The following is a 17056-nucleotide window of genomic DNA, read 5'->3' on the forward strand; positions in this document are numbered from 1 at the left end:
CACGGCTCGGCCCCGCCCGACGGAGACCGGCGACGGCCACCGGGTTCAGCCCCGCCCGACGGAGACCGGCGACGGCCACCGGGTTCAGCCCCGCCGGACGGAGACCGGTGACGGCCGGCCGATTCAGCCGAGCCGGTCGGCTCCTGCCTCCGGGGCGGGAGCGGACGAGGGCACGGTGAAAGGCCGTCGCCCGCCGGGGACCCCCGCCTCGGGGCCTCCGTCGATCTCGAAGCGGTCGAATCGGAACGGCACGCCGCCCGCGGCCAGGAGGTGCGGGGCGTCCATGAGCTGGAAGTGGACGTGCGGCTCGCTGGAGTTCCCCGAGTTGCCGCACTCGGCGATCTGCTCCCCGGCGGTGACGCGTTGCCCGGCGGTCACCCGGGCCGACCCGCGGCGCAGGTGCGCCAGGGCCGCGTAGCCGCCGCCGTCCATCGCGATGACGATGTGGTTGCCCAGGAGTCTTCCCGGTCCGAACAGCTCCCGGACCATGCCTTCGACGAGGAGGTAGATGACCCCCGGCACGGAGTCGCGGCTCCAGTGATCGCGGCTTCGGCGGCGTACTCGCACCACGACGCCGTCGACCGGTGCGAACACCGGCCGGCCGAAGCCGGGGAAGCTCTCGGGGCGGCGGGCCGGCGGCCACGCGGCCCGTACGCCCTTCCACTCCCGCTCGGTGTCGGGGTGGTGGACCAGGTCGATGGCGTACGTCTGGCCGTAGGCGTGCACGCCGTGGCTCGGGACCCGGTCGGCGGGACTGTTGACCGCGACCCATCTCCCCCGCACCGGCGGGCTCACCACGACCGGTTCGTGCTCGGCGTGGCGCACCCGCACGAACAGGGCGGCCACCCCGGCGACCCACACGGCCAGGGCCACCGGCCACAGCGGGCCGAGGCCCCCGAAGGCCGCGACAAGCATGAGGACCGTGCCGGGTAGGGGCAGGAGCTTGCCGAGCGCCACGGTGCGCGCCCATCGCTTGGACATCGGCGTCCTCCTCGTCATCGGCTTCATCGACGTGCCGCCAAAAGCAGAGCGAGCAGCGGCACGACGCGTTCGCCGGGGACGGCGTACTCGCCTCGACTCTCGGCGCGCAGCCAGCCCGCCGCGACCAGTTGCCGCAGGTGGTGGTACAGCTGCCCGCTGGTGCCGAGTTGCTCGTGCTCGCCCAGCGCGGCGGTCGTGCGGGTGCCGAGAAGGATCTCGCGCAGAAGCAGCAGCCGGACCGGATGCGCCAGCGCGGCGAGCGCGGCCGTGCCCTGTGTCCAGTCGGCTCCCAGCAGGTCGTCGGCGGTCCTGCCCTCCTGCCACTCGTAGTGCTCCCCGGTGGGCAGGTCGACGGTGCCGGTGAACAGCACCGATCCTGGCGCCGCGACGCGGTCCTTCAGTCCGGCCAGCGCCCACAGCGCACCCGCGTCGGCGGGGACGCCGACCGGCTCGGCGCGTGACTCTCCCGCCTCGAGCCGGGCCACGCGCTCCTCGAGCCGCGCCAGCCGCTCGACCAGGGAAGACTCGTCCGGCCGCTCCTCACTCATAGCCCGATTATTACGCAAGAACGTAGTTACGTCTATTTATCGCGATCTCTCGCCTGCGCCGAGGCGGCTCCCGGCCTGGTCCGATGCAGACATTCAGTGATCTTGAACCGTATGGTCAGACTTTTCACACCATAAGGAGACAAACCTTGGCACTCGAGTCCGCGCCGCCCGGCGTCGACATCACCCGCCCCTCCCCGGCACGCGTGTACGACTACGCGCTCGGCGGTTCGGTCAATTACCAGGTCGACCGGCAGGCGGCGGAGGAGGTGTGGCGCGTCGCACCGGAGACGCGGCAGCTCGCCAGGGACAGTCGCGGCTTCCTGATCCGCGCGGTCCGGTTCCTGGCCGAGGAGGCCGGGATCGACCAGTTCCTCGACATCGGCGCGGGCCTGCCGACGGCGGACAACGTGCACCAGGTCGCCCGCCGGACGAACCCGCGCGCCCAGGTCGTCTACGTCGACAACGATCCCACGGTCCGGATCCACGCGGAGCGCCTGCTCGACGGCGATCCGAACGCCGTCTTCCTCCCCGGGGACGTACGCCGGCCGGAGGTGATCATCGAGCGTGCGCGGAGTCTCCTCGATCTCGATCGGCCCGTCGCGCTGCTGCTCGTGGCGGTCCTGCACTTCGTCGCCGACGACCCGCGCGGCATCATCGACCGCCTCATCGCAGCGCTGCCTCCCGGAAGCCACCTGGTGATCGCCCACACCACCTCGGCGGACATGGACCCGGCGTTCCGCGAGCGACTCGACCAGACCTACGCCGGCGCACCGTCACCGCTCATCACGCGCACGCCCGAAGAGATCGAGGCGGCGTTCCGCGGCCGGACACCGTTCCCTCCGGGGTTGGTCGACGTCGCCCGCTGGCGGACCGCACATCCCCGGACCCCTGGCCCGCTGCGGGTACTCGCCGGCGTGGCGCGCCTGTGAGGCGGTTGCCTCCGCCGCAACCGGCCGGTCCCCGCCCCACAGGTCGGCTCCCTCACGCGCGTGCGTATCACGCCCCGGCTGACACGCACGCGCCCGTCAACCCAGCTTGACCAGCCTGACCGCCTGCTTGAGAAAGACGATGCCGTCGACCATGTCGAGCTGGGCCGGGTCCAGCGGGAAATAGGCGAAATCGCGGGAGACGCGCGGGGCGGACTTCGTGACGGCCTCGGCCAAGCGGCGGGCGTCGACGACAGAGTGGTCCGACGGAAGCGTGGACAGGATGCCCTCGACGGTGTCCGGTGCCGGGGTGTCATCGCCGACCGTGCCGAAGGCCGAGGCCAGGAAGGCGTACCGGTCGCCCAGGTGCGTCGCGGCGATCGCCCCCGCGCTCCACCACTCCAGCTGGTGGTCGCCGAACGACATGAAGGTCTTGTTCCGCTGCAGGTGGAGGTTGCTGGCGAAGACCAGGGCCGGGCCGCGTTCGGCGATGGCACGCAGGTTGGCGGCCATCATCGCGTCTCGCAGGGCCGACAGTCGGGCCCACCGCCCCGTGGAGTCGTCGGCCATCCAGTAGTGGTAGCGGAGCAGGCCGATGGCGGTGCGCCCGTACAGCTCCGCCCGCTCCCTGTCCTCCGCGCTCAACCGCGGCGCCTGCGTGTCGAGCAGCCCCACCAGGTCGTCGGCGATCAGTCGCAGCCGCTGGGCGTCGGCGGACTGGCCGATCGACTGGGACGGATCCATGGCCGTGGCCTCGTTCGACCACCGGTCGTCCGGGCCCAGCAGCGTGTCGAGGGCCTCCCGGGTGCAGGGAAGCGGGCCGTCGAGGAGGGCGTGGAGGGCGGTGAGCGCCTGGCGCGGGCTCGCCGCCCAATACTCCAGAGGGCCGTCGAACCCGAAGAACCGGATCTTCTCGTCATGCTCCTCGTTGTACGCCCGCATCCAGCGTACGAGCTCGCGGTTGGCCGGTGAGGTGCCGAAGTCGTGGCTGAAGCCGCGTTCCATGACGTCATCGAGCGTGCCCGCGCCGGTCGTGATGTGGTCGTCCACCACGAGGCCCATGAGGCAGTCGCTCTCGATGGCGAACGACCGGTAGCCCTCGTTCTCGACAAGGTGCCGGAAGATCTCGTTGCGCACCTCGCCCAGTTCTCCCACGAAGTGCCTGGCCTCGCCCAAGCCGAGCAGCAGGGGGCGGGCGGGAAGCGACCGAAGGAACGCCGAGATGCCCGCGCCATCGAGCGGCCGGGCCATTTCCCTGATATCCATGCCTTCGACGGTATCGTTGAACCTTCGGTGTAAACTTTTTCGCGAAAATCCCCCTCTCAGCGCGATGGACCTTCAATCGGTGATGCAGCCATGAGGCCGGTGGACCTGGCGCGCGAGCACGGCCTGTCCACTCAGGCGGTCCGGAATTACGAGGACGCCGGCATCCTGCCCGCCGCCGAACGCACCGTGCACGGCTACCGCACCTACACGCCGCTGCACGCGCAAGCCCTGCGCGCGTTCCTCGCCCTCGTGCCCGGGCACGGTCACCAGACGGCCACGTCGATCATGCAGGCGGTCAACCGGGGCGCCACCGAGGAAGCGCTACGGCTCGTCGACGAGAGCCACGGCCAGCTCCTCGACGACCGCCGCACCCTCCAGGCCGTCGAAGCCGCGCTCCGCGATCTGGCGCCCGTGCCGCAGGAGCGCGGCGACACGTTCATCGGCCCCCTGGCCAGACGGCTCGGCCTCCGCCCGGCCACCCTGCGCAAATGGGAGAACGCCGGGCTGGTCCGGCCGCGCCGCGATCCGCAGACGGGCTACCGGGTCTACAGCGCGGCCGACGTACGGGACGTCCGGCTGGCCCACCAGCTCAGACGGGGCGGCTACCTGCTGGAGCAGATCGCCCCGCTGATCGCCCAGGTTCGCTCCGCCGGAGGCGTCGCCCCGCTGGAGTCGACCCTGCGCGACTGGCAGACCCGCCTGTCCGCCCGGGGCCGCGCCATGCTCACGGGCGCCGCCGATCTGGACGCCTACCTCCGCGCCCGCGGGTGACCGCGCGCTGAGACCGCCGCTCGACCTCAGCTGATCCAGTCGAGCCAGAAGAAGACCAGCCGAGCCAGAGCGCCCGGGGCACCAGCGCCGAAGGCGACCACCATGGCCTGGCCGATGGCGACGTCGGTCGGATCGACGCCGTCCGACCAGGACAGGCGGGCGTCGATGCCGGGGATGTTCCGGAAGGGCGAGTAGTCGGCCAGGCGGCCCCGTACGGTGGCGATGGGCGCGCCGTCACGAAGCAGTCGTGCCCGCAGCAGGCCGGTAGGCCGCAGCTCATAGCCGCGATCGCCCGCCAGAACGGTGCAGGTGCGCGCCTTGCGGCGCGGGTCCCAGCCGCGGCGTGTGCCCTGCCGGGCGGGCATCCGCTGACCGTTCATGCTCATCCCGCGGCCGGGCAGCACCGTGACGGCGGGGATCCCCGGCCCGTCCACGAGCGCCAGGACCGACGGCCAGCGGTCATGACTGATCCGTAGTGGCCCGTGAGGACTGTCGACCTCATGGTGCTGCGAGAGCCGGACCTTCCGGCGCTTGGTGAAGATGGGCATCGATCGCTCCGAGCAGCGGTGTCGGCGTCAGTCGTTGGCCAGTTGCTCGGTCGCGTGCTGCCCGGCGTCGATGGTGCGGCGCAGGAAGTCGGCGAGCGTCTGGAGCTCGCCGTCGCTGAAGTCCGCGCAGATCCCGTCCATCGAGGTGCTCATCCCGGAGTAGAGCTCGTACAGCTCGGGGTTGCGGTCGCGCAGGGGGTACACGGTGACGGCGCGGCGGTCGACGGCGTCCGGGTCGCGTTGCCGGACGGCCCAGCCGCCGCGCTGGAGGCGGTCCAGGATGCCGGTCATCGTCGCCGGGTGCAGGCCGGCGCGGCGGGCGAGGGTGCTGGGGCTCATCGGCCCGTGCCGGTTGAGCAGGTCGAGGCAGTACAGGTCGACGTCTTTCATCTCGACGTGGTCGCAGATCTGGTGGTTGAGCAGCGAGAGTTGAATGACCAACTCGCGCAGGGACTCTTTGATCGTGGCGGTCGTACGCCGCCGATCCCGCGCTGAGCCGGCGTCCTGGCGCGTCGTGGACGCCATGGTCATATGCTCCTAACCGGATATGATACGTGTCACGTATTTGATGGTCTCCCGGCAATGGTAGCGCCGCGTCACAGGCCGGTCGACGTGTTCATGCGTGCCTCCTGGCGAAGAGGCGGGCGCCGAGCACCAGGCAGCCCGCGGCGGCGACGATGGCGACTCCGGCGCCCGTCATGACGGCCGAACCGGTGTAGTCGCCGTACAGGGCGGTACGCATGCCGTCGACGATGTAACGGAACGGAGTGAGCCGGGAGAGGCCGTCCAGCCATCGCGGTGCCAGGCTCATCGGGAGCAGGATGCCGGACAGGAGCATCAGCGGGACGGCCGCCGCGTTGAGCAGCGGAGTGAACGACTCCTCGTTGCGCACGAGCAGGCCGAGCCCGTGCGACAGGGCGGACAGCCCGATCGCGAGGACCGCGACGAAGACGAACATCAGGAGGACGCCGAAGACAGGCGCGCGCAGACCGAACGCGCATGCCACGGCGAGCAGAACGGCCGCCTGGACGAGCAGGACCACGGTGTCGCGCAACACCCGGCCGGCCAGCAGGGCGAACCGGCTCACCGGAGTGACCCGCATCCGCTCGAACACTCCCGATCGCAGGTCGGCGATGATGGACAGTCCGGAGAACAAGGGGCCGAACAGGCCGAGCTGGATCAGCAGGCCGGGCACGAAGAAGCGCCACGCGGCTCCGGCCGGCAGGCCGTCGACCCCGGACCCGGCCGCTTTGACCAGGAGCGGGCCGAGGAATGCCAGGTAGAGCGCCGGCTGGGTCAAGCCGATGATCGGCCACGCCGGGGAGCGCAGCGACAGCCGCATCTGTCGCATGAAGATCAGCAGGCTCGCGGGGATGACGGACATCAGGGCTCCTCTACGGTCGGGGACGCCGCCGCGCCGAGGTCACGAGCGGTTCTCGCGGAGCGAGGATCCGGTCAGGGCGAGGAAGACGTCGTCCAGCGTCGGCCGGGCGATGTTGATGGCTCGCAGGTCGAGGTCCGCGTGGTCCGCCGTCCGCAGCAACCAGGCGAGTGCCTGCTCACCGCCGCGCGCGGTCAGCCGTACGGCCTGCCCGGATACGGCGATCTCCTCCAGGCCGGGGCACTCGGCGAGCAGCGCCTTCGCGCGGTCGGCGTCGCCGCCGATCGTCAGGCTGACCACGTCGCCGGAGATCCGGCGCTTGAGGGCGTCGGGGGTGCCCTCCGCGATGACGCGTCCGTGGTTCATCACCAGGATCCGGTCGCAGAGCGTGTCGGCCTCGTCGAGGTAATGCGTGGTCAGGAAGACCGTCGTGCCGAGCTCGTCCCGCAGGCGGCGGATGTGCGTCCATAGGTCGCTGCGGCTCTGTGGATCCAGGCCGACGGACGGTTCGTCCAGGAAGACCAGCGACGGTTCGTGGACGATGCCGAGGGCGATGTCGGTGCGCCGACGCTGGCCGCCCGACAGCGTTCTGATCGGCCGGTCCGCGAGCCCTGCCAGGTCGAGACGGTCACACAGGTCCGCGACACGGCGCGACGCGTCCTGTTTCGCGATTCCGTACAGTCTCGCCTGCAGGATCAGTTCCTCGGCCACCCGGCAGTTGCCGTCGGTGCCGCCGGACTGCGCCACATAGCCGATGCGCCGGCGGACCCCGGCGGGGTCGGCGTTCACGTCGATGCCGACGACGGTCGCCCGGCCCGACGTGGGCTTGAGCAGCGTCGTCAGGATGCGCAGCGTGGTGGTCTTTCCGGCGCCGTTCGGCCCCAGGAAACCGATGATCTCACCGGGACGCACCTCGAAGTCGACGCCGCGGACCGCCTCGACGGCCCGGCCGCCGACCGTGAACGTACGGGTCAGTCCGATGGCCTGGATGATGGGCACGGCCGCTCCTCACGTGCTCATGACCAGCCCGCCGCCACCGCGACGACCAGGTCACCTTTGTGTGTTATGGAGACGTCGACGTGGCGGACGCCGACGGCGTCGGCGGCCGTACGGGCGGCGCCGTGCAACGTGACCTCGGGGGCGCCGGAGGAGGCGCGGGCGACCACGATCTCGCGCGGTGCGATGCCCTGGAACAACCCCATCCGGAACGCCTTGAGAACCGCCTCCTTGGCGGCGAACCGGCCGGCCAGGAACTCTCGCCTGCGCGCGTCGGACAGGCCTTCGGCAGCCGCGAGTTCCGCCGGGGCGAACGCGTAGCCGTCGAACCAGCGACGCGCGCGCAGCCGGTCCAGCTCGCCGATGGACATCAGGTCGACACCCACGCGCATCAGATCGCTCCCTCGTCGGCGGGTACGGGACCGGCGTCCCGCGGCGTGAAATAGTCGTCTCTCAGCAGCCCCTGGAAGACGCCGCGGCGGTGGATGTTCCCGGTCCCCTCCATGAACTCGAACGCGCGGACATCCCGGTACAGCTTGTCCAGCCATGGATGCTCGATCAGCGATGCCGGGCCGAGCAGCCGAGCGGCCAGCAGGGTGGCGTCCTCGGCGAGGTGCGCGGCGCGCAGCTTGACGCCACTGACCCGGAACGTGTTGGGCGAACCGGCGTCGATCTCGGCCGCGACGTCGTGGAGGAGACGGCGCAGCCGGTGCGACCGGTCGATCAGGCCGTCGACCTGGGCACGGTCCGCGCCCGCGAGTGCGGGACGCTGCTCCAGCACGTAGTCGCAGGCCGCTCGGCCGGCGCCCAGGGCGAACGCCGCCACACTGGGCCGGAACCACACCATGGCCTGCAGCGCTCCCTGCAGTCCGCGCCGGCTGCGCGGCAGGTCGCGGCCGAGGATCCGCTCGGGCGGGATGTACATGCCGTCGAAGCGCAAGCGGCTGATCCGCGCGCCGCGCAACCCGATGAGCGGGAGCGGTTCGGCATGGAAGCCGGGATCGCCGGTGTCCACCATGACGGCCTCGATCCCCCATGGTCCCGGGGCCCGTCGGCAGAACACCACGCCGAGCTTCGCGTGCGCACCGTTGCCGATGTACGTCTTCTCGCCGGTCAGCACCCAGCCGTCGCCGCAGGGGGCGGCGCTGAGACGGGTCGTGAGCTCGGTCGCGGCCGAGCCCTTCGCGGGTTCGGTCAGGGCGAAGAAGGTCCACGTGGGCCAGTCGGCGGTCCTGGTGAAGAACCAGTTCTGCTGCGCGTCGTCGGCCAGAGCCCGCAGGACCACGGTCGACAGGGCGGGTCCGGGGCTGGCCAGCGTCATGCCCGGATCGCCATGGGCGAGCCACTCCGCCGCGAGCACCCACTCCGCGCACGAGGCCTCGGTGGGCACGAAACGCGGCAGGAGGTCGTGCTGGTCGGCGAACCGGGTCGGGGTGAGCATGTGCTGCTGGAGGCGGACCGCGGGAAGATGCAGGAACCGGGAGATGGCGTCCGGATCGGCGTCGAGGACGGCGCCCGGTGCGCGCAGATCCCGCGCGACCTCCCGGAAGTAGTGTTCGAGCGAGCCCATCCGCTCGCCGCTCACGTTCGACGGTGCCCTCCGGCCGGGCTCAGACATCGTCATCGCCCATCTCCGTCCGCCTCCGGTTGGAGGTAGACGTTTCCCACGACCTCGGCCAGATACAGATCGGCGCCCGGCCCCTCGATGAGCATGCTGTATCCGCCGAGGAGGCGGAGCAGGACCCGTCCAGCATGGGTCAGGCGCATGTGGCGGGCCCAGCGGACGTGATGGCAGGCCTCCCCCGCCGCGGCCTCCTGCAGCTCCATCGCGACATCGGCCAGATCGGCCTGCAGCTGCGGCCGCGTCAGCAGGCTGGTGCCTTCGCTGGTTCGTTCGCCCAGGCGCACGATCGTGTGCTCCAGCGTCCGGCGGAGAATCGCGCACTGCAGCGTGAGCAGCCCCTCGGCGAACCGGTCGGCCCTCACGTCGTCGCGGGCGCTGGCGGCGGGCGCGGCCACGCACGCGAGCCCGAGGCGGGTCAGCTGTTGCGGCACGGCCGCGCCGAGCGCCTCCGCTGACGCGAGGACGCATCCGGACGGCGAGGCGACGAAACGACCGGACGCCACGTCGGCGTGCAGGGCGTCGAGCATGGCCGGGTAGGTCCCGAAGCCGCCGGTCATCGGTGCTCTCCCGGCCTGGCACGGGGCTCGCGACGGGTGAACGCGGCGACGTGGCCGGCTCCCGTACGCGGGTCGGTGTCCCCGAGCACGATCGTCCGGTAGGTGTCGGCCCACTCCGCGTGGTGCCTGGCGAGCTCCAGCCAGACACCGGTGCAGTAGGAGCCGGGAGGCGCCTGGTGGACCTTCGCTCCGGCCGGCCTGACATCGACGGAGCCGGCCCATGGACCGGTCACCACCAGCCGGTCGCCGGGGTGCCGGTCCCACGACAGGCCTGGCGGCTCGTCGAGCAGGGCGGCGAGTTCGGAGTGCGGACCCGCCGAGCCGACCCCGGCGAGTTCCCAGCGGCCGGCGGGTCCGAGTACCAGCAGCACCGCCGAGTCCACGAGGTCGCCGTCCTGGACGAACGGCTCCGGGTAGGGGAACGTCGCCTGTTCGAGGATCAGCAGGGCGACGCTGCGGCAGCGACCGGACCGCAGGTAGGCGTCGGCGATCCGTAATGCCGTGAACGGGGCGCCGAGTCCCTGTTCGGAGACCGCGAAACTCATGGGCCGGCCACCGAGCACGTGGCTGACGTGTGCCGCCAGGGTCTTCTCCACGCCGTGCGGGTCGGGAAGCGCGTAGGCGGCGATCAGCAGGTCCGGAGCGGGCAGCGGACCGGGGGCCGCCCGCAGCACTCCCTCGGCGAGCTCGAGGAAGGTCAGGTTGCTCCCACCGGCCGCCCAGGACGGATCCAGACGCATCCCATGCGGGGCGAGCACGCTCTGGTTGAACTCGGCGATGTCGGGTTCGAAGTGGCACGGATGGGTGGCCCGCGGCAGGTGAGCGACCGCGGTTTCCAATGACAGGGCCATGGCCGTTCTTCAGCCGGCGTTTCCGGTGACGACCGGGTCCGCGAGCTCCTGGAGATAGTCGACCAGGGTGCCGATGGTGCGGAAGCTGTCCATCTCCAGGCCGTCGGGGTCGATCTCGATCTCCATCGTGTCCTCCACGGCCATGAGCAGCTCGAGGATCGACGTGGAGTCCAGTTGGAGGTCGTCGAACAGCCGGGTGTCCTCCGTCGCGTCGGGCACCTCCCGCTGGAGGACCTCGGCGATGGATCGGACGACGCCTGCGACGATCTCGGATCGGTTCATTGCCCGGTTTCCCTTCTCACTCTGAGACCTGCACTCGTGGGCCTGCCGGCCGGATCCGGCGGGTCGACGAGGACCTGCCTGTCCAGCAGGTCGTCGACGGTGTCGCGGCGCCGCACGAGATGTGCGGTGGCGCGTGAGACGAGGACCTCGGCCGGGTAGCCGTGGCTGAGGAACAGCACCGGTGACGAGGTCGGCCCGTAGGCGCCCGAGCGTTCGACAGCGATCAGGTCGCCCGGTCGTACCTCCGGCAGGGCCACCCGGCGGGCGAGCACGTCGTCCGGCGTACACAGCGGGCCGGTGACGGTGTACCGGCGGTCGGCGAGCTCGCCGGGGCGGTCGATCGAGTGGATGGGGAAGTTCCGCTTGACGAAGCTGCCCACCCCCACGGCGGCCATGTGGTGGTTCATCCCGCCGTCGGTGACGGCGAACCACTCCCCCTTGGAGCACTTCACGTACCGGGCCCGGACGACGTACGTACCGCAGCGGCCCGCCAGGTACCGGCCGAGTTCCATGATCACCCGGCAGCCCGGGTGGTCCGCCACGAACTCCGCGACGACCGCGTTGACCCCCTCGGCCAGCCGATCGAGGTCGAGGTCCTTCTCGTTCTCGAAGTACGCGATGCCGAGGCCACCGCCGATGTCGACGGTCTCGAGCGGGAAGCCGAGCTCGGCGCTCAGCTCACGCGCGGCGGCGAGAATGCCGGCGGTGTTCTGAACGATGCCGTCCGCGTCGAGGATGCGGGTGCCCATGTAGGCGTGTACTCCGGTGACGCGCACGTTGCGCAGCGCGCGCAGAGCGGGGCCGCTGCGCAGCAGCAGCTCGTGATCGATGCCGAACTGCCGGGGCTTTCCGCCCATGGACAGGCGGGCGCCCTTGGTGGTGAACGCCGGATTGACCCGCAGCATGACACGGGTCCCCGGCCGGCTGAGCCGGTCGAGCGTGGCCAGCTCGTCGAGCGATTCGCAGACGACGGCCGCGATCCCGTACTTCAGGCAGGCCCGCAGTTCGTCCTCGGACTTTCCCGGCCCGAGGAAGATGACGTCGGCCGGGTCCCCGCCGGCCCACCGTGCCGTGGCGAGCTCCGCCAGGGAGGACACTTCGAAGCCGGCACCGAGCGATCGCAGGACGGCGCAGACGCTGACGTTCGGGTTGGCCTTCATCGAATAGAAGATGTCGATGGCCGGGTGAAGGCGTCGCCGGAGCGCCGTGTAGGCGTCGGCCAGCACCTCCGCGTCGTAGATGTACACGGGGGTGCCGAACCGGTCGGCGAGATCGGCGACCGGGATGCCCTGCACGGTGTACGCGTCGGTCATGCGCCCTCCCTGGGCTGTATCACACCGGCGAGGGCGGCCCGAGCGGCCCCGTCGAGCGCCGCCAGCCGGTCGTGGTCAGGAGCGGTGAGCAGGGTGTAGAGCCGACCCGCGTACGGCGGCGGGCCGTCACCGGCACCGGCGTTGACGGTGCCGAAGCAGGTGACGATGACCCGGGCGCCGGGCGCCGGGGACAGCAACGTGCCAAGGACCCGGCGCACGTCGTCGAAGACGATCGGCGCCGTGGATCGCACCGGGTAGTGCCGGGCGAGGGCGATGTGGCCGGGGCGGTGGAACAGCTCGGTCATCCCGCCTTGATAGGTCGACATGTTGAACCTGGCGTTGATCTCGAGGACGGGATAGAGCCGTCCGTCGGTCGCGACAATCGCGTCGATGCCCGCCACCCCGAAGAACCCGTCGGCAGCCAGCCGGCCGCCCACCTCCGCGGCGGCGTGGCGCAGCAGTGCGTGCTGGTCGGCGCCGAGGTCGGCGGGCATGAGGTGCCCTTGGTGAACGCCGCGCTCGGTCAGCGCCTGCTTGACGAAGTCGAGCCGCACGTCGCCGCGGCGATCGATGGTGATCTGGTAGTTCAGATCGAAGCGCCTGGGGATCCAGTGCTCGACCACCAGCGCGAGGCGGTCGTCGCCGGTACGCGCCGCACGCCGCTCCAGCATGCGCGACAGCCGGTCGGTCTTCGCCACGGAGTCGAGCACGACCAGCCCTTTGCCGGAGACTCCGTAGGCGTCCTTGACCACCACCGGTCCCTGGACGCCGGCGGCCTGGGTGAGCGCGTGCCGCAGCTCGCCGAGCGTCTCGCAGCACCATCCGGGCACGGCGGGCAGCCCGAGCTCCTCGGTGACGCGGCGGCTGTAGATCTTGCTGTTGACGCTCTCGAACGTCGCCGCGTCCGGCACGGCCAGCCGCACCTGGGCGGCGACCGCCAGCTTCTCCTCGTACTCCGAGGTCCCCATCGGCATGAGCCGGGTCCCCCGCCGGCCGAGACGGGTCAGCCGATCGAGCGCGCGCGGCGAATCCAGCAGATCCTCCGCAGTGGACCTGCCCTCGGCCGTCCTCTCCGGCACGAGCACCGCAGGGAGGCCGATGCCGAGATCTCCGTCGAGGTAGCGGAGGTATCCCGGATCCGGCGCGTATTTGGCGACGATATGGTCGTCAGGCCCGGCGAGCAGGACGCCGAGCTCCTCCATACGCCGGACCACGGCCGTGGGCGCCGCCGCCGGCGCTGGGCAGGCCGACATGGTGTCGAGCCCACTGGGTCTCCACCTCGAAGTTGCACAGGAACGCCAGCGGCGTGGCCGGATCCCCGGTCAACGCGGCCTTCAGCCGCCGGAGGTAGTCCGTGCTCCCACGTGTCATCGCGTGCCCCCTATCCGCCGATCACCATCGCGGCGTACGTCGCGCCCAGGCCGACGGCGGCGAGCAGATAGACGCCGTCATCGCGCAGCCGGCCCTCGTCCCGCATACTGGCGAGGTTGATGAATGGGTCCGACCCGAAACAATGGCCGTACCTGGGTACGTTTTCGAGGTATATTCGATCGCCGTCGAAGCCCAGCTCCCGGATTACGCTCCGCCAGGATGACTTGTTCACGTTGTGCGGCACGATCATCGTTATTTCCTGTGGGCTCAGACCGGCCTCACTGATGGCCTGGCGAAGGACCTCGGCCACGGTCGGCGTGTAGGAGGCGAAGAAGTCCGCGAGCACGTCGGGATCCGGGCGATACAACTGTGCGTATTCGCCACGCGTCCGCACGGCGTACGACCGGATGCGCCTGCGCCCGCCACACCGACCAGGCAGGCGGCCGCCCCCTCCCCCATCAGCGTCGTGTTGGGGATCACCGAGAAGATCCGCGACGACGGTTTCTCACCGGTCACGACGAGGGCGCGCTGTCGTGTGTCGCCGGCCGCCACCAGCAGTTGTACCGCGACGTCGACGGCGGCCAGCCCGCTGGCGCAGTTCTGCTGCGTGACCGCGAACGCCTCGGCTCTGGGCAGGTCCAGCCTGCGGCAGAGCTCCTGAGCCGCGCTGATGTGCGCGGGCGCGACGTCCGGCGCCGTGTGCGCGTAGATCAGGTAGCGGATCCGATCCCGGTCGGCCGCGGAGGGGAGAAGCGCCCGCGCCGGCGTGCTCAGCAGATCGATCAGGTCGAGATCCGGGTCCATAGGCAGCCGCGCCAGACCGTGGACGCGCTGGAACAGCCTTAGCTGGTGCCGGTTGATCCCCAGCCGGTCGGCCACCTCCTCGACGGCGACCGAGCGGCGCGGGACGAAACCTTGCACCGCCTCGATGACCGGGACGGGCGCGGTGGACATGACGCGTGCCTCCAAAGGCGTCACTTGATTCGACGAGGCACACGTTAGGCCGGACCGTCTCGAAACAATATTGGGGTTTTCCCTACCATCGCACATCGGCCTGCGAGGCCGGGAGATATAGGGATTTCCCCAATAGGCCGGAAACCCATTCGATGATTACCCTCCGTACCAATTTCTCGAACGCCCGGGGAGCACAGGAGGCGGCGTGGGTGGCCTGATATTCACCGAACGCAGATACGCGGAATTCGCCGGGGAACGCGCGGTGGAAGCGCCGTTGACGCTCGGGCAGATCAACACCCTCGACTGGCTCGGCGACGACACGCGGGCCGGGATGTACCGGATGATGGAATGGGCCGTCACGGTACCGGCCGGGACCACGCTCGACGACGTGGCCGACACCCTCGCGGTCCTGGTCGAGCGCCATGAGTCGCTGCGGACCTCTTTCGTCACCGGAGACCGGCCACGCCAGTGCGTGTCGGGCTCCGGTCAGGTGCCGATCGACGTGTACGAGACCGAGGCCGCCGCCGGCTCGCCCGTCGCCCCGGAGGAGATCACCGACCTCATCGCGGGGCTGCAGAGCACGGCCGTGGACGACGTGGGGGATCCGTCGCTGCGCGCGGCCGTCGCCGTACGCGACGGCGTCATCAGGCTGGTGCTCATCGCGTGCAGCCACCTGGCGGCCGACTGCGAGAGCCTGGCCGTGGTCGTCCGGCAGTTCAACCGGCTGATCCGCCACCCGGCCGAACGCCGCGCCGGACCGCGTACGCACCAGCCCGCCGACCAGGCGGCCGTCGAGCACTCCCCCCGTGGCCGGCGCCGCGCCGAGGCGTCGCTCCGATACTGGCGGCGCCACCTGACGCGGATGCCGCAGGGGGTCTACGCGATGCCCCGGCCGGCCGACGGCGACGAACGCGAGATACGCCTCGACTACGCGGTTCCGGCCGACCCCGGCCAGGGGCGCCCCCTCGGCTGCTGGCTCGACTCGCCGGCGCTGCGACTCGCGCTGCCGCATATCGCGGCGCGTACCCAGACCACACTGCCCATGGTGCTCGCGGCCGCGTTCTGCGCGGTACTCGCCTGGCGCACCGCCAACCCCGACCTGGTTTTCGCCTCGCTGGCGAACAACCGGATCGGCACGGAGACGCACGACTACGTCGGCACCTTGGCGCAGGACAGTCTGCTCGCGGTCGACGCGGACACCACCAGCTTCGACGAGCTGACTCGGCGGGCCGGCGGTGCGACGCTCCGGGCGGCCATGCACGGGCTGTACGACGTCGGACTGCGCTGGGCGCTTCAGTCCGAGATAGGCCACCGTCGCGGCGTGATGTTCCAGCGCGACTGCGCCTGCAACATCACCATCTTCGGCGACGAGGCGCGGCCGGCCGGGCCGCCGGAAGAGGTGCAGGCGGCGCTCGCCCGGACGGCCCTCCGCTGGCACATACCCCCGTACTTCCGGGTGCTGCTCCTGCTGCGCGTCATCGACTCCGACGGTGAGCCGCTGCTCGGCCTCACCACCGGCCACGCCGATCTGGTACCCGCCGCCGAGATCGAGTCACTGCTGCTCGGGATCGACCGGCTGCTGGCCGCGGCCGCCGTCGGGGACGTCGACCTGCGCCGCATGACCGAGCTCACCGGGCTGACGCCGATCGCCCGCGGCCCGGAGTGGCAGCGGGTGGACGGCTGCTGGATCGAGCTGCCGGCGGTACAAGGGCTGGTCGACGAGGCCGTCCGGGCACCGGCCCGGGTGTTCGCCCTCCCGGACGACGACGGCCGACCCACCCTGACCGCCTACATCGCCGCGGGTGGCTCCGTTCGGACACCGCACGAGGCCCACCGCGCCTGCATGAGCCTGCTGCTGGGCCGGTACACCGCGATGACTCCCGGCCGGTACGTGATCTGCGCCGAGGCGCCCCGGGATCCGGACGATCCGGCCGCTTGGCGCCGGCAGACCGTCCTCGCCGAGGGAGACGGCCGGGAGGAGCGGCGATGAGTCGCGTAGAGCCGATCGCCGTACTCGGCCTGGCCTGCAGGCTCCCTCAGGCGCCCGACCCGGACGGCTTCTGGCGGCTGCTGAGGACGGGCACGGACGCGATCACGGATCCGCCTCCGGGCGGCCGGAGGTCGCCCCGGGACACCGGCGAGGCGGATTCCTCGACCGGATCGACGATTTCGACGCCGAGTTCTTCGGGATCTCACCGCTCGAGGCCGCCGCCATGGACCCCCAGCAGCGGCTCATGCTGGAGCTCGCCTGGGAGGCCCTGGAGAACGCCCGAATAGCGCCGACCTCGATCCAGGACCGGCCGATCGGCGTGTTCGTCGGCACGATGTCCGGCGACTACGGCACGGTGCTCCACCGCAACGGACCGTCCGGAATCACCCAGCACACCCTGACCGGCTCCAGCCGCGGCGTCATCGCCAACCGGATCTCCTACCACCTCGGCCTGCGCGGCCCGAGCTTCGCCGTGGACAGCGGCCAGTCCTCGTCGCTGCTGGCCGTGCACCTCGCCTGCGAAAGCCTGCGCGGCGGGGAGTCGGAGCTGGCCATCGTGGGCGGGGTCAACCTGAACATCGTGCCCGAGAGCACCGTCAGCGCGGACCGGTTCGGCGGGTTGTCCCCCGACGGACGTTGCTTCACCTTCGACGCCCGCGCCAACGGATACGTCCGCGGCGAAGGCGCCGCCGCCGTC

19 protein-coding genes and 1 pseudogene are annotated in these 17056 nt (G+C 71.0%); 4 read left to right on the forward strand and 16 right to left on the reverse strand.

The annotated features are described in order from the left end of the window. Nucleotides 1-123: 123 nt before the first annotated feature. Together ACYVF7_RS31115 and ACYVF7_RS31120 are read right to left on the reverse strand one after the other, a co-directional pair. A complete protein-coding gene (locus ACYVF7_RS31115; RefSeq protein ID WP_460347753.1) occupies nucleotides 124-981 on the reverse strand; it encodes a M23 family metallopeptidase in 858 nt (285 codons plus the stop codon). 23 nt (nucleotides 982-1004) lie between these two features. Then, nucleotides 1005-1529: an ArsR family transcriptional regulator gene (locus tag ACYVF7_RS31120; protein ID WP_460347755.1), complete on the reverse strand. Its 525-nt coding sequence runs from the start codon at nucleotides 1527-1529 to the stop codon at nucleotides 1005-1007. A 146-nt stretch (nucleotides 1530-1675) separates the two neighbouring features. Here ACYVF7_RS31120 and ACYVF7_RS31125 point away from each other — a divergent pair, with 146 nt between their 5' ends. Further along, nucleotides 1676-2458, forward strand: a complete 783-nt coding sequence (locus ACYVF7_RS31125) for an SAM-dependent methyltransferase (RefSeq protein WP_460347757.1) — start codon at nucleotides 1676-1678, stop codon at nucleotides 2456-2458. Nucleotides 2459-2554: 96 nt separating this feature from the next. Here ACYVF7_RS31125 and ACYVF7_RS31130 read toward each other — a convergent pair whose 3' ends face one another. Next, nucleotides 2555-3721, reverse strand: a complete 1167-nt coding sequence (locus ACYVF7_RS31130) for an erythromycin esterase family protein (RefSeq protein WP_460347759.1) — start codon at nucleotides 3719-3721, stop codon at nucleotides 2555-2557. 90 nt (nucleotides 3722-3811) lie between these two features. Between ACYVF7_RS31130 and ACYVF7_RS31135 the strand changes: the two genes are divergently transcribed. Further along, nucleotides 3812-4492: a TioE family transcriptional regulator gene (locus tag ACYVF7_RS31135; protein WP_460347761.1), complete on the forward strand. Its 681-nt coding sequence runs from the start codon at nucleotides 3812-3814 to the stop codon at nucleotides 4490-4492. A 26-nt stretch (nucleotides 4493-4518) separates the two neighbouring features. Here ACYVF7_RS31135 and ACYVF7_RS31140 read toward each other — a convergent pair whose 3' ends face one another. The 13 genes from ACYVF7_RS31140 to ACYVF7_RS31200 form a co-directional block, all read right to left on the reverse strand. After that, complete coding sequence (locus ACYVF7_RS31140) at nucleotides 4519-5040, reverse strand: hypothetical protein (RefSeq protein WP_460347763.1); 522 nt, start codon at nucleotides 5038-5040, stop codon at nucleotides 4519-4521. Between the two features lie 27 nt (nucleotides 5041-5067). Continuing rightward, on the reverse strand, nucleotides 5068-5565 hold the full coding sequence (locus ACYVF7_RS31145; RefSeq protein ID WP_460347764.1) for a MarR family transcriptional regulator: 498 nt from the start codon (nucleotides 5563-5565) through the stop codon (nucleotides 5068-5070). A gap of 91 nt (nucleotides 5566-5656) precedes the next feature. Next, the gene (locus ACYVF7_RS31150) at nucleotides 5657-6424 is read right to left on the reverse strand and encodes an ABC transporter permease (protein WP_460347765.1); all 768 of its coding nucleotides are present in this window, start codon (nucleotides 6422-6424) and stop codon (nucleotides 5657-5659) included. Nucleotides 6425-6463: 39 nt separating this feature from the next. Continuing rightward, nucleotides 6464-7414, reverse strand: a complete 951-nt coding sequence (locus tag ACYVF7_RS31155; protein WP_460358184.1) for an ATP-binding cassette domain-containing protein — start codon at nucleotides 7412-7414, stop codon at nucleotides 6464-6466. 23 nt (nucleotides 7415-7437) lie between these two features. Further along, entirely contained in the window at nucleotides 7438-7809 is a 372-nt protein-coding gene (locus tag ACYVF7_RS31160; RefSeq protein WP_460347767.1) for a holo-ACP synthase, read from the reverse strand. Further along, nucleotides 7809-9041, reverse strand: coding sequence for an acyl-CoA dehydrogenase family protein (locus tag ACYVF7_RS31165; protein WP_460347769.1), 1233 nt, complete (start codon nucleotides 9039-9041; stop codon nucleotides 7809-7811). The genes ACYVF7_RS31160 and ACYVF7_RS31165 overlap by 1 nt, the downstream gene beginning before the upstream one ends. Continuing rightward, nucleotides 9038-9598, reverse strand: coding sequence for a hypothetical protein (locus ACYVF7_RS31170; protein WP_460347771.1), 561 nt, complete (start codon nucleotides 9596-9598; stop codon nucleotides 9038-9040). The genes ACYVF7_RS31165 and ACYVF7_RS31170 overlap by 4 nt, the downstream gene beginning before the upstream one ends. After that, nucleotides 9595-10449 carry a hypothetical protein gene (locus ACYVF7_RS31175; protein ID WP_460347773.1) on the reverse strand — a complete coding sequence of 285 codons (855 nt, stop codon included), beginning with the start codon at nucleotides 10447-10449 and terminating at the stop codon, nucleotides 9595-9597. Before ACYVF7_RS31175 ends, ACYVF7_RS31170 begins: the two co-directional genes overlap by 4 nt. 9 nt (nucleotides 10450-10458) lie before the next feature. After that, complete coding sequence (locus ACYVF7_RS31180) at nucleotides 10459-10731, reverse strand: acyl carrier protein (protein WP_460347775.1); 273 nt, start codon at nucleotides 10729-10731, stop codon at nucleotides 10459-10461. Beyond that, nucleotides 10728-12044 carry a type III PLP-dependent enzyme gene (locus ACYVF7_RS31185; protein WP_460347777.1) on the reverse strand — a complete coding sequence of 439 codons (1317 nt, stop codon included), beginning with the start codon at nucleotides 12042-12044 and terminating at the stop codon, nucleotides 10728-10730. The genes ACYVF7_RS31180 and ACYVF7_RS31185 overlap by 4 nt, the downstream gene beginning before the upstream one ends. Further along, nucleotides 12041-13297, reverse strand: coding sequence for a preATP grasp domain-containing protein (locus ACYVF7_RS31190; RefSeq protein WP_460347779.1), 1257 nt, complete (start codon nucleotides 13295-13297; stop codon nucleotides 12041-12043). Before ACYVF7_RS31190 ends, ACYVF7_RS31185 begins: the two co-directional genes overlap by 4 nt. 128 nt (nucleotides 13298-13425) lie before the next feature. Then, nucleotides 13426-13665, reverse strand: coding sequence for a 3-oxoacyl-[acyl-carrier-protein] synthase III C-terminal domain-containing protein (locus ACYVF7_RS31195; RefSeq protein ID WP_460347781.1), 240 nt, complete (start codon nucleotides 13663-13665; stop codon nucleotides 13426-13428). 17 nt (nucleotides 13666-13682) lie between these two features. Continuing rightward, nucleotides 13683-14369 carry a beta-ketoacyl-[acyl-carrier-protein] synthase family protein gene (locus tag ACYVF7_RS31200; protein WP_460347783.1) on the reverse strand — a complete coding sequence of 229 codons (687 nt, stop codon included), beginning with the start codon at nucleotides 14367-14369 and terminating at the stop codon, nucleotides 13683-13685. Nucleotides 14370-14574: 205 nt separating this feature from the next. Here ACYVF7_RS31200 and ACYVF7_RS31205 point away from each other — a divergent pair, with 205 nt between their 5' ends. Both ACYVF7_RS31205 and ACYVF7_RS31210 read left to right on the forward strand, forming a co-directional pair. After that, nucleotides 14575-16359, forward strand: coding sequence for a condensation domain-containing protein (locus tag ACYVF7_RS31205; protein WP_460347785.1), 1785 nt, complete (start codon nucleotides 14575-14577; stop codon nucleotides 16357-16359). Next, a pseudogene (locus tag ACYVF7_RS31210) lies at nucleotides 16356-17020 on the forward strand (beta-ketoacyl [acyl carrier protein] synthase domain-containing protein); the annotation flags it as partial. The gene ACYVF7_RS31205 and the pseudogene ACYVF7_RS31210, both read left to right, overlap by 4 nt. Between the last annotated feature and the right edge of the window lie 36 nt (nucleotides 17021-17056).

This window comes from Actinoallomurus acanthiterrae, assembly GCF_054775715.1.

What these genes read in the sequence shown, in the direction of transcription:
- ACYVF7_RS31115 (WP_460347753.1), bottom strand. Translation starts at nt 981, where the DNA reads ATGTCCAAGCGATGGGCGCGCACCGTGGCGCTCGGCAAGCTCCTGCCC.
- ACYVF7_RS31120 (WP_460347755.1), bottom strand. Translation starts at nt 1,529, where the DNA reads ATGAGTGAGGAGCGGCCGGACGAGTCTTCCCTGGTCGAGCGGCTGGCG.
- ACYVF7_RS31130 (WP_460347759.1), bottom strand. Translation starts at nt 3,721, where the DNA reads ATGGATATCAGGGAAATGGCCCGGCCGCTCGATGGCGCGGGCATCTCG.
- ACYVF7_RS31135 (WP_460347761.1), top strand. Translation starts at nt 3,812, where the DNA reads ATGAGGCCGGTGGACCTGGCGCGCGAGCACGGCCTGTCCACTCAGGCG.
- ACYVF7_RS31140 (WP_460347763.1), bottom strand. Translation starts at nt 5,040, where the DNA reads ATGCCCATCTTCACCAAGCGCCGGAAGGTCCGGCTCTCGCAGCACCAT.
- ACYVF7_RS31145 (WP_460347764.1), bottom strand. Translation starts at nt 5,565, where the DNA reads ATGGCGTCCACGACGCGCCAGGACGCCGGCTCAGCGCGGGATCGGCGG.
- ACYVF7_RS31150 (WP_460347765.1), bottom strand. Translation starts at nt 6,424, where the DNA reads ATGTCCGTCATCCCCGCGAGCCTGCTGATCTTCATGCGACAGATGCGG.
- ACYVF7_RS31160 (WP_460347767.1), bottom strand. Translation starts at nt 7,809, where the DNA reads ATGCGCGTGGGTGTCGACCTGATGTCCATCGGCGAGCTGGACCGGCTG.
- ACYVF7_RS31165 (WP_460347769.1), bottom strand. Translation starts at nt 9,041, where the DNA reads ATGACGATGTCTGAGCCCGGCCGGAGGGCACCGTCGAACGTGAGCGGC.
- ACYVF7_RS31170 (WP_460347771.1), bottom strand. Translation starts at nt 9,598, where the DNA reads ATGACCGGCGGCTTCGGGACCTACCCGGCCATGCTCGACGCCCTGCAC.
- ACYVF7_RS31175 (WP_460347773.1), bottom strand. Translation starts at nt 10,449, where the DNA reads ATGGCCCTGTCATTGGAAACCGCGGTCGCTCACCTGCCGCGGGCCACC.
- ACYVF7_RS31180 (WP_460347775.1), bottom strand. Translation starts at nt 10,731, where the DNA reads ATGAACCGATCCGAGATCGTCGCAGGCGTCGTCCGATCCATCGCCGAG.
- ACYVF7_RS31185 (WP_460347777.1), bottom strand. Translation starts at nt 12,044, where the DNA reads ATGACCGACGCGTACACCGTGCAGGGCATCCCGGTCGCCGATCTCGCC.
- ACYVF7_RS31190 (WP_460347779.1), bottom strand. Translation starts at nt 13,297, where the DNA reads ATGTCGGCCTGCCCAGCGCCGGCGGCGGCGCCCACGGCCGTGGTCCGG.
- ACYVF7_RS31195 (WP_460347781.1), bottom strand. Translation starts at nt 13,665, where the DNA reads ATGATCGTGCCGCACAACGTGAACAAGTCATCCTGGCGGAGCGTAATC.
- ACYVF7_RS31200 (WP_460347783.1), bottom strand. Translation starts at nt 14,369, where the DNA reads ATGTCCACCGCGCCCGTCCCGGTCATCGAGGCGGTGCAAGGTTTCGTC.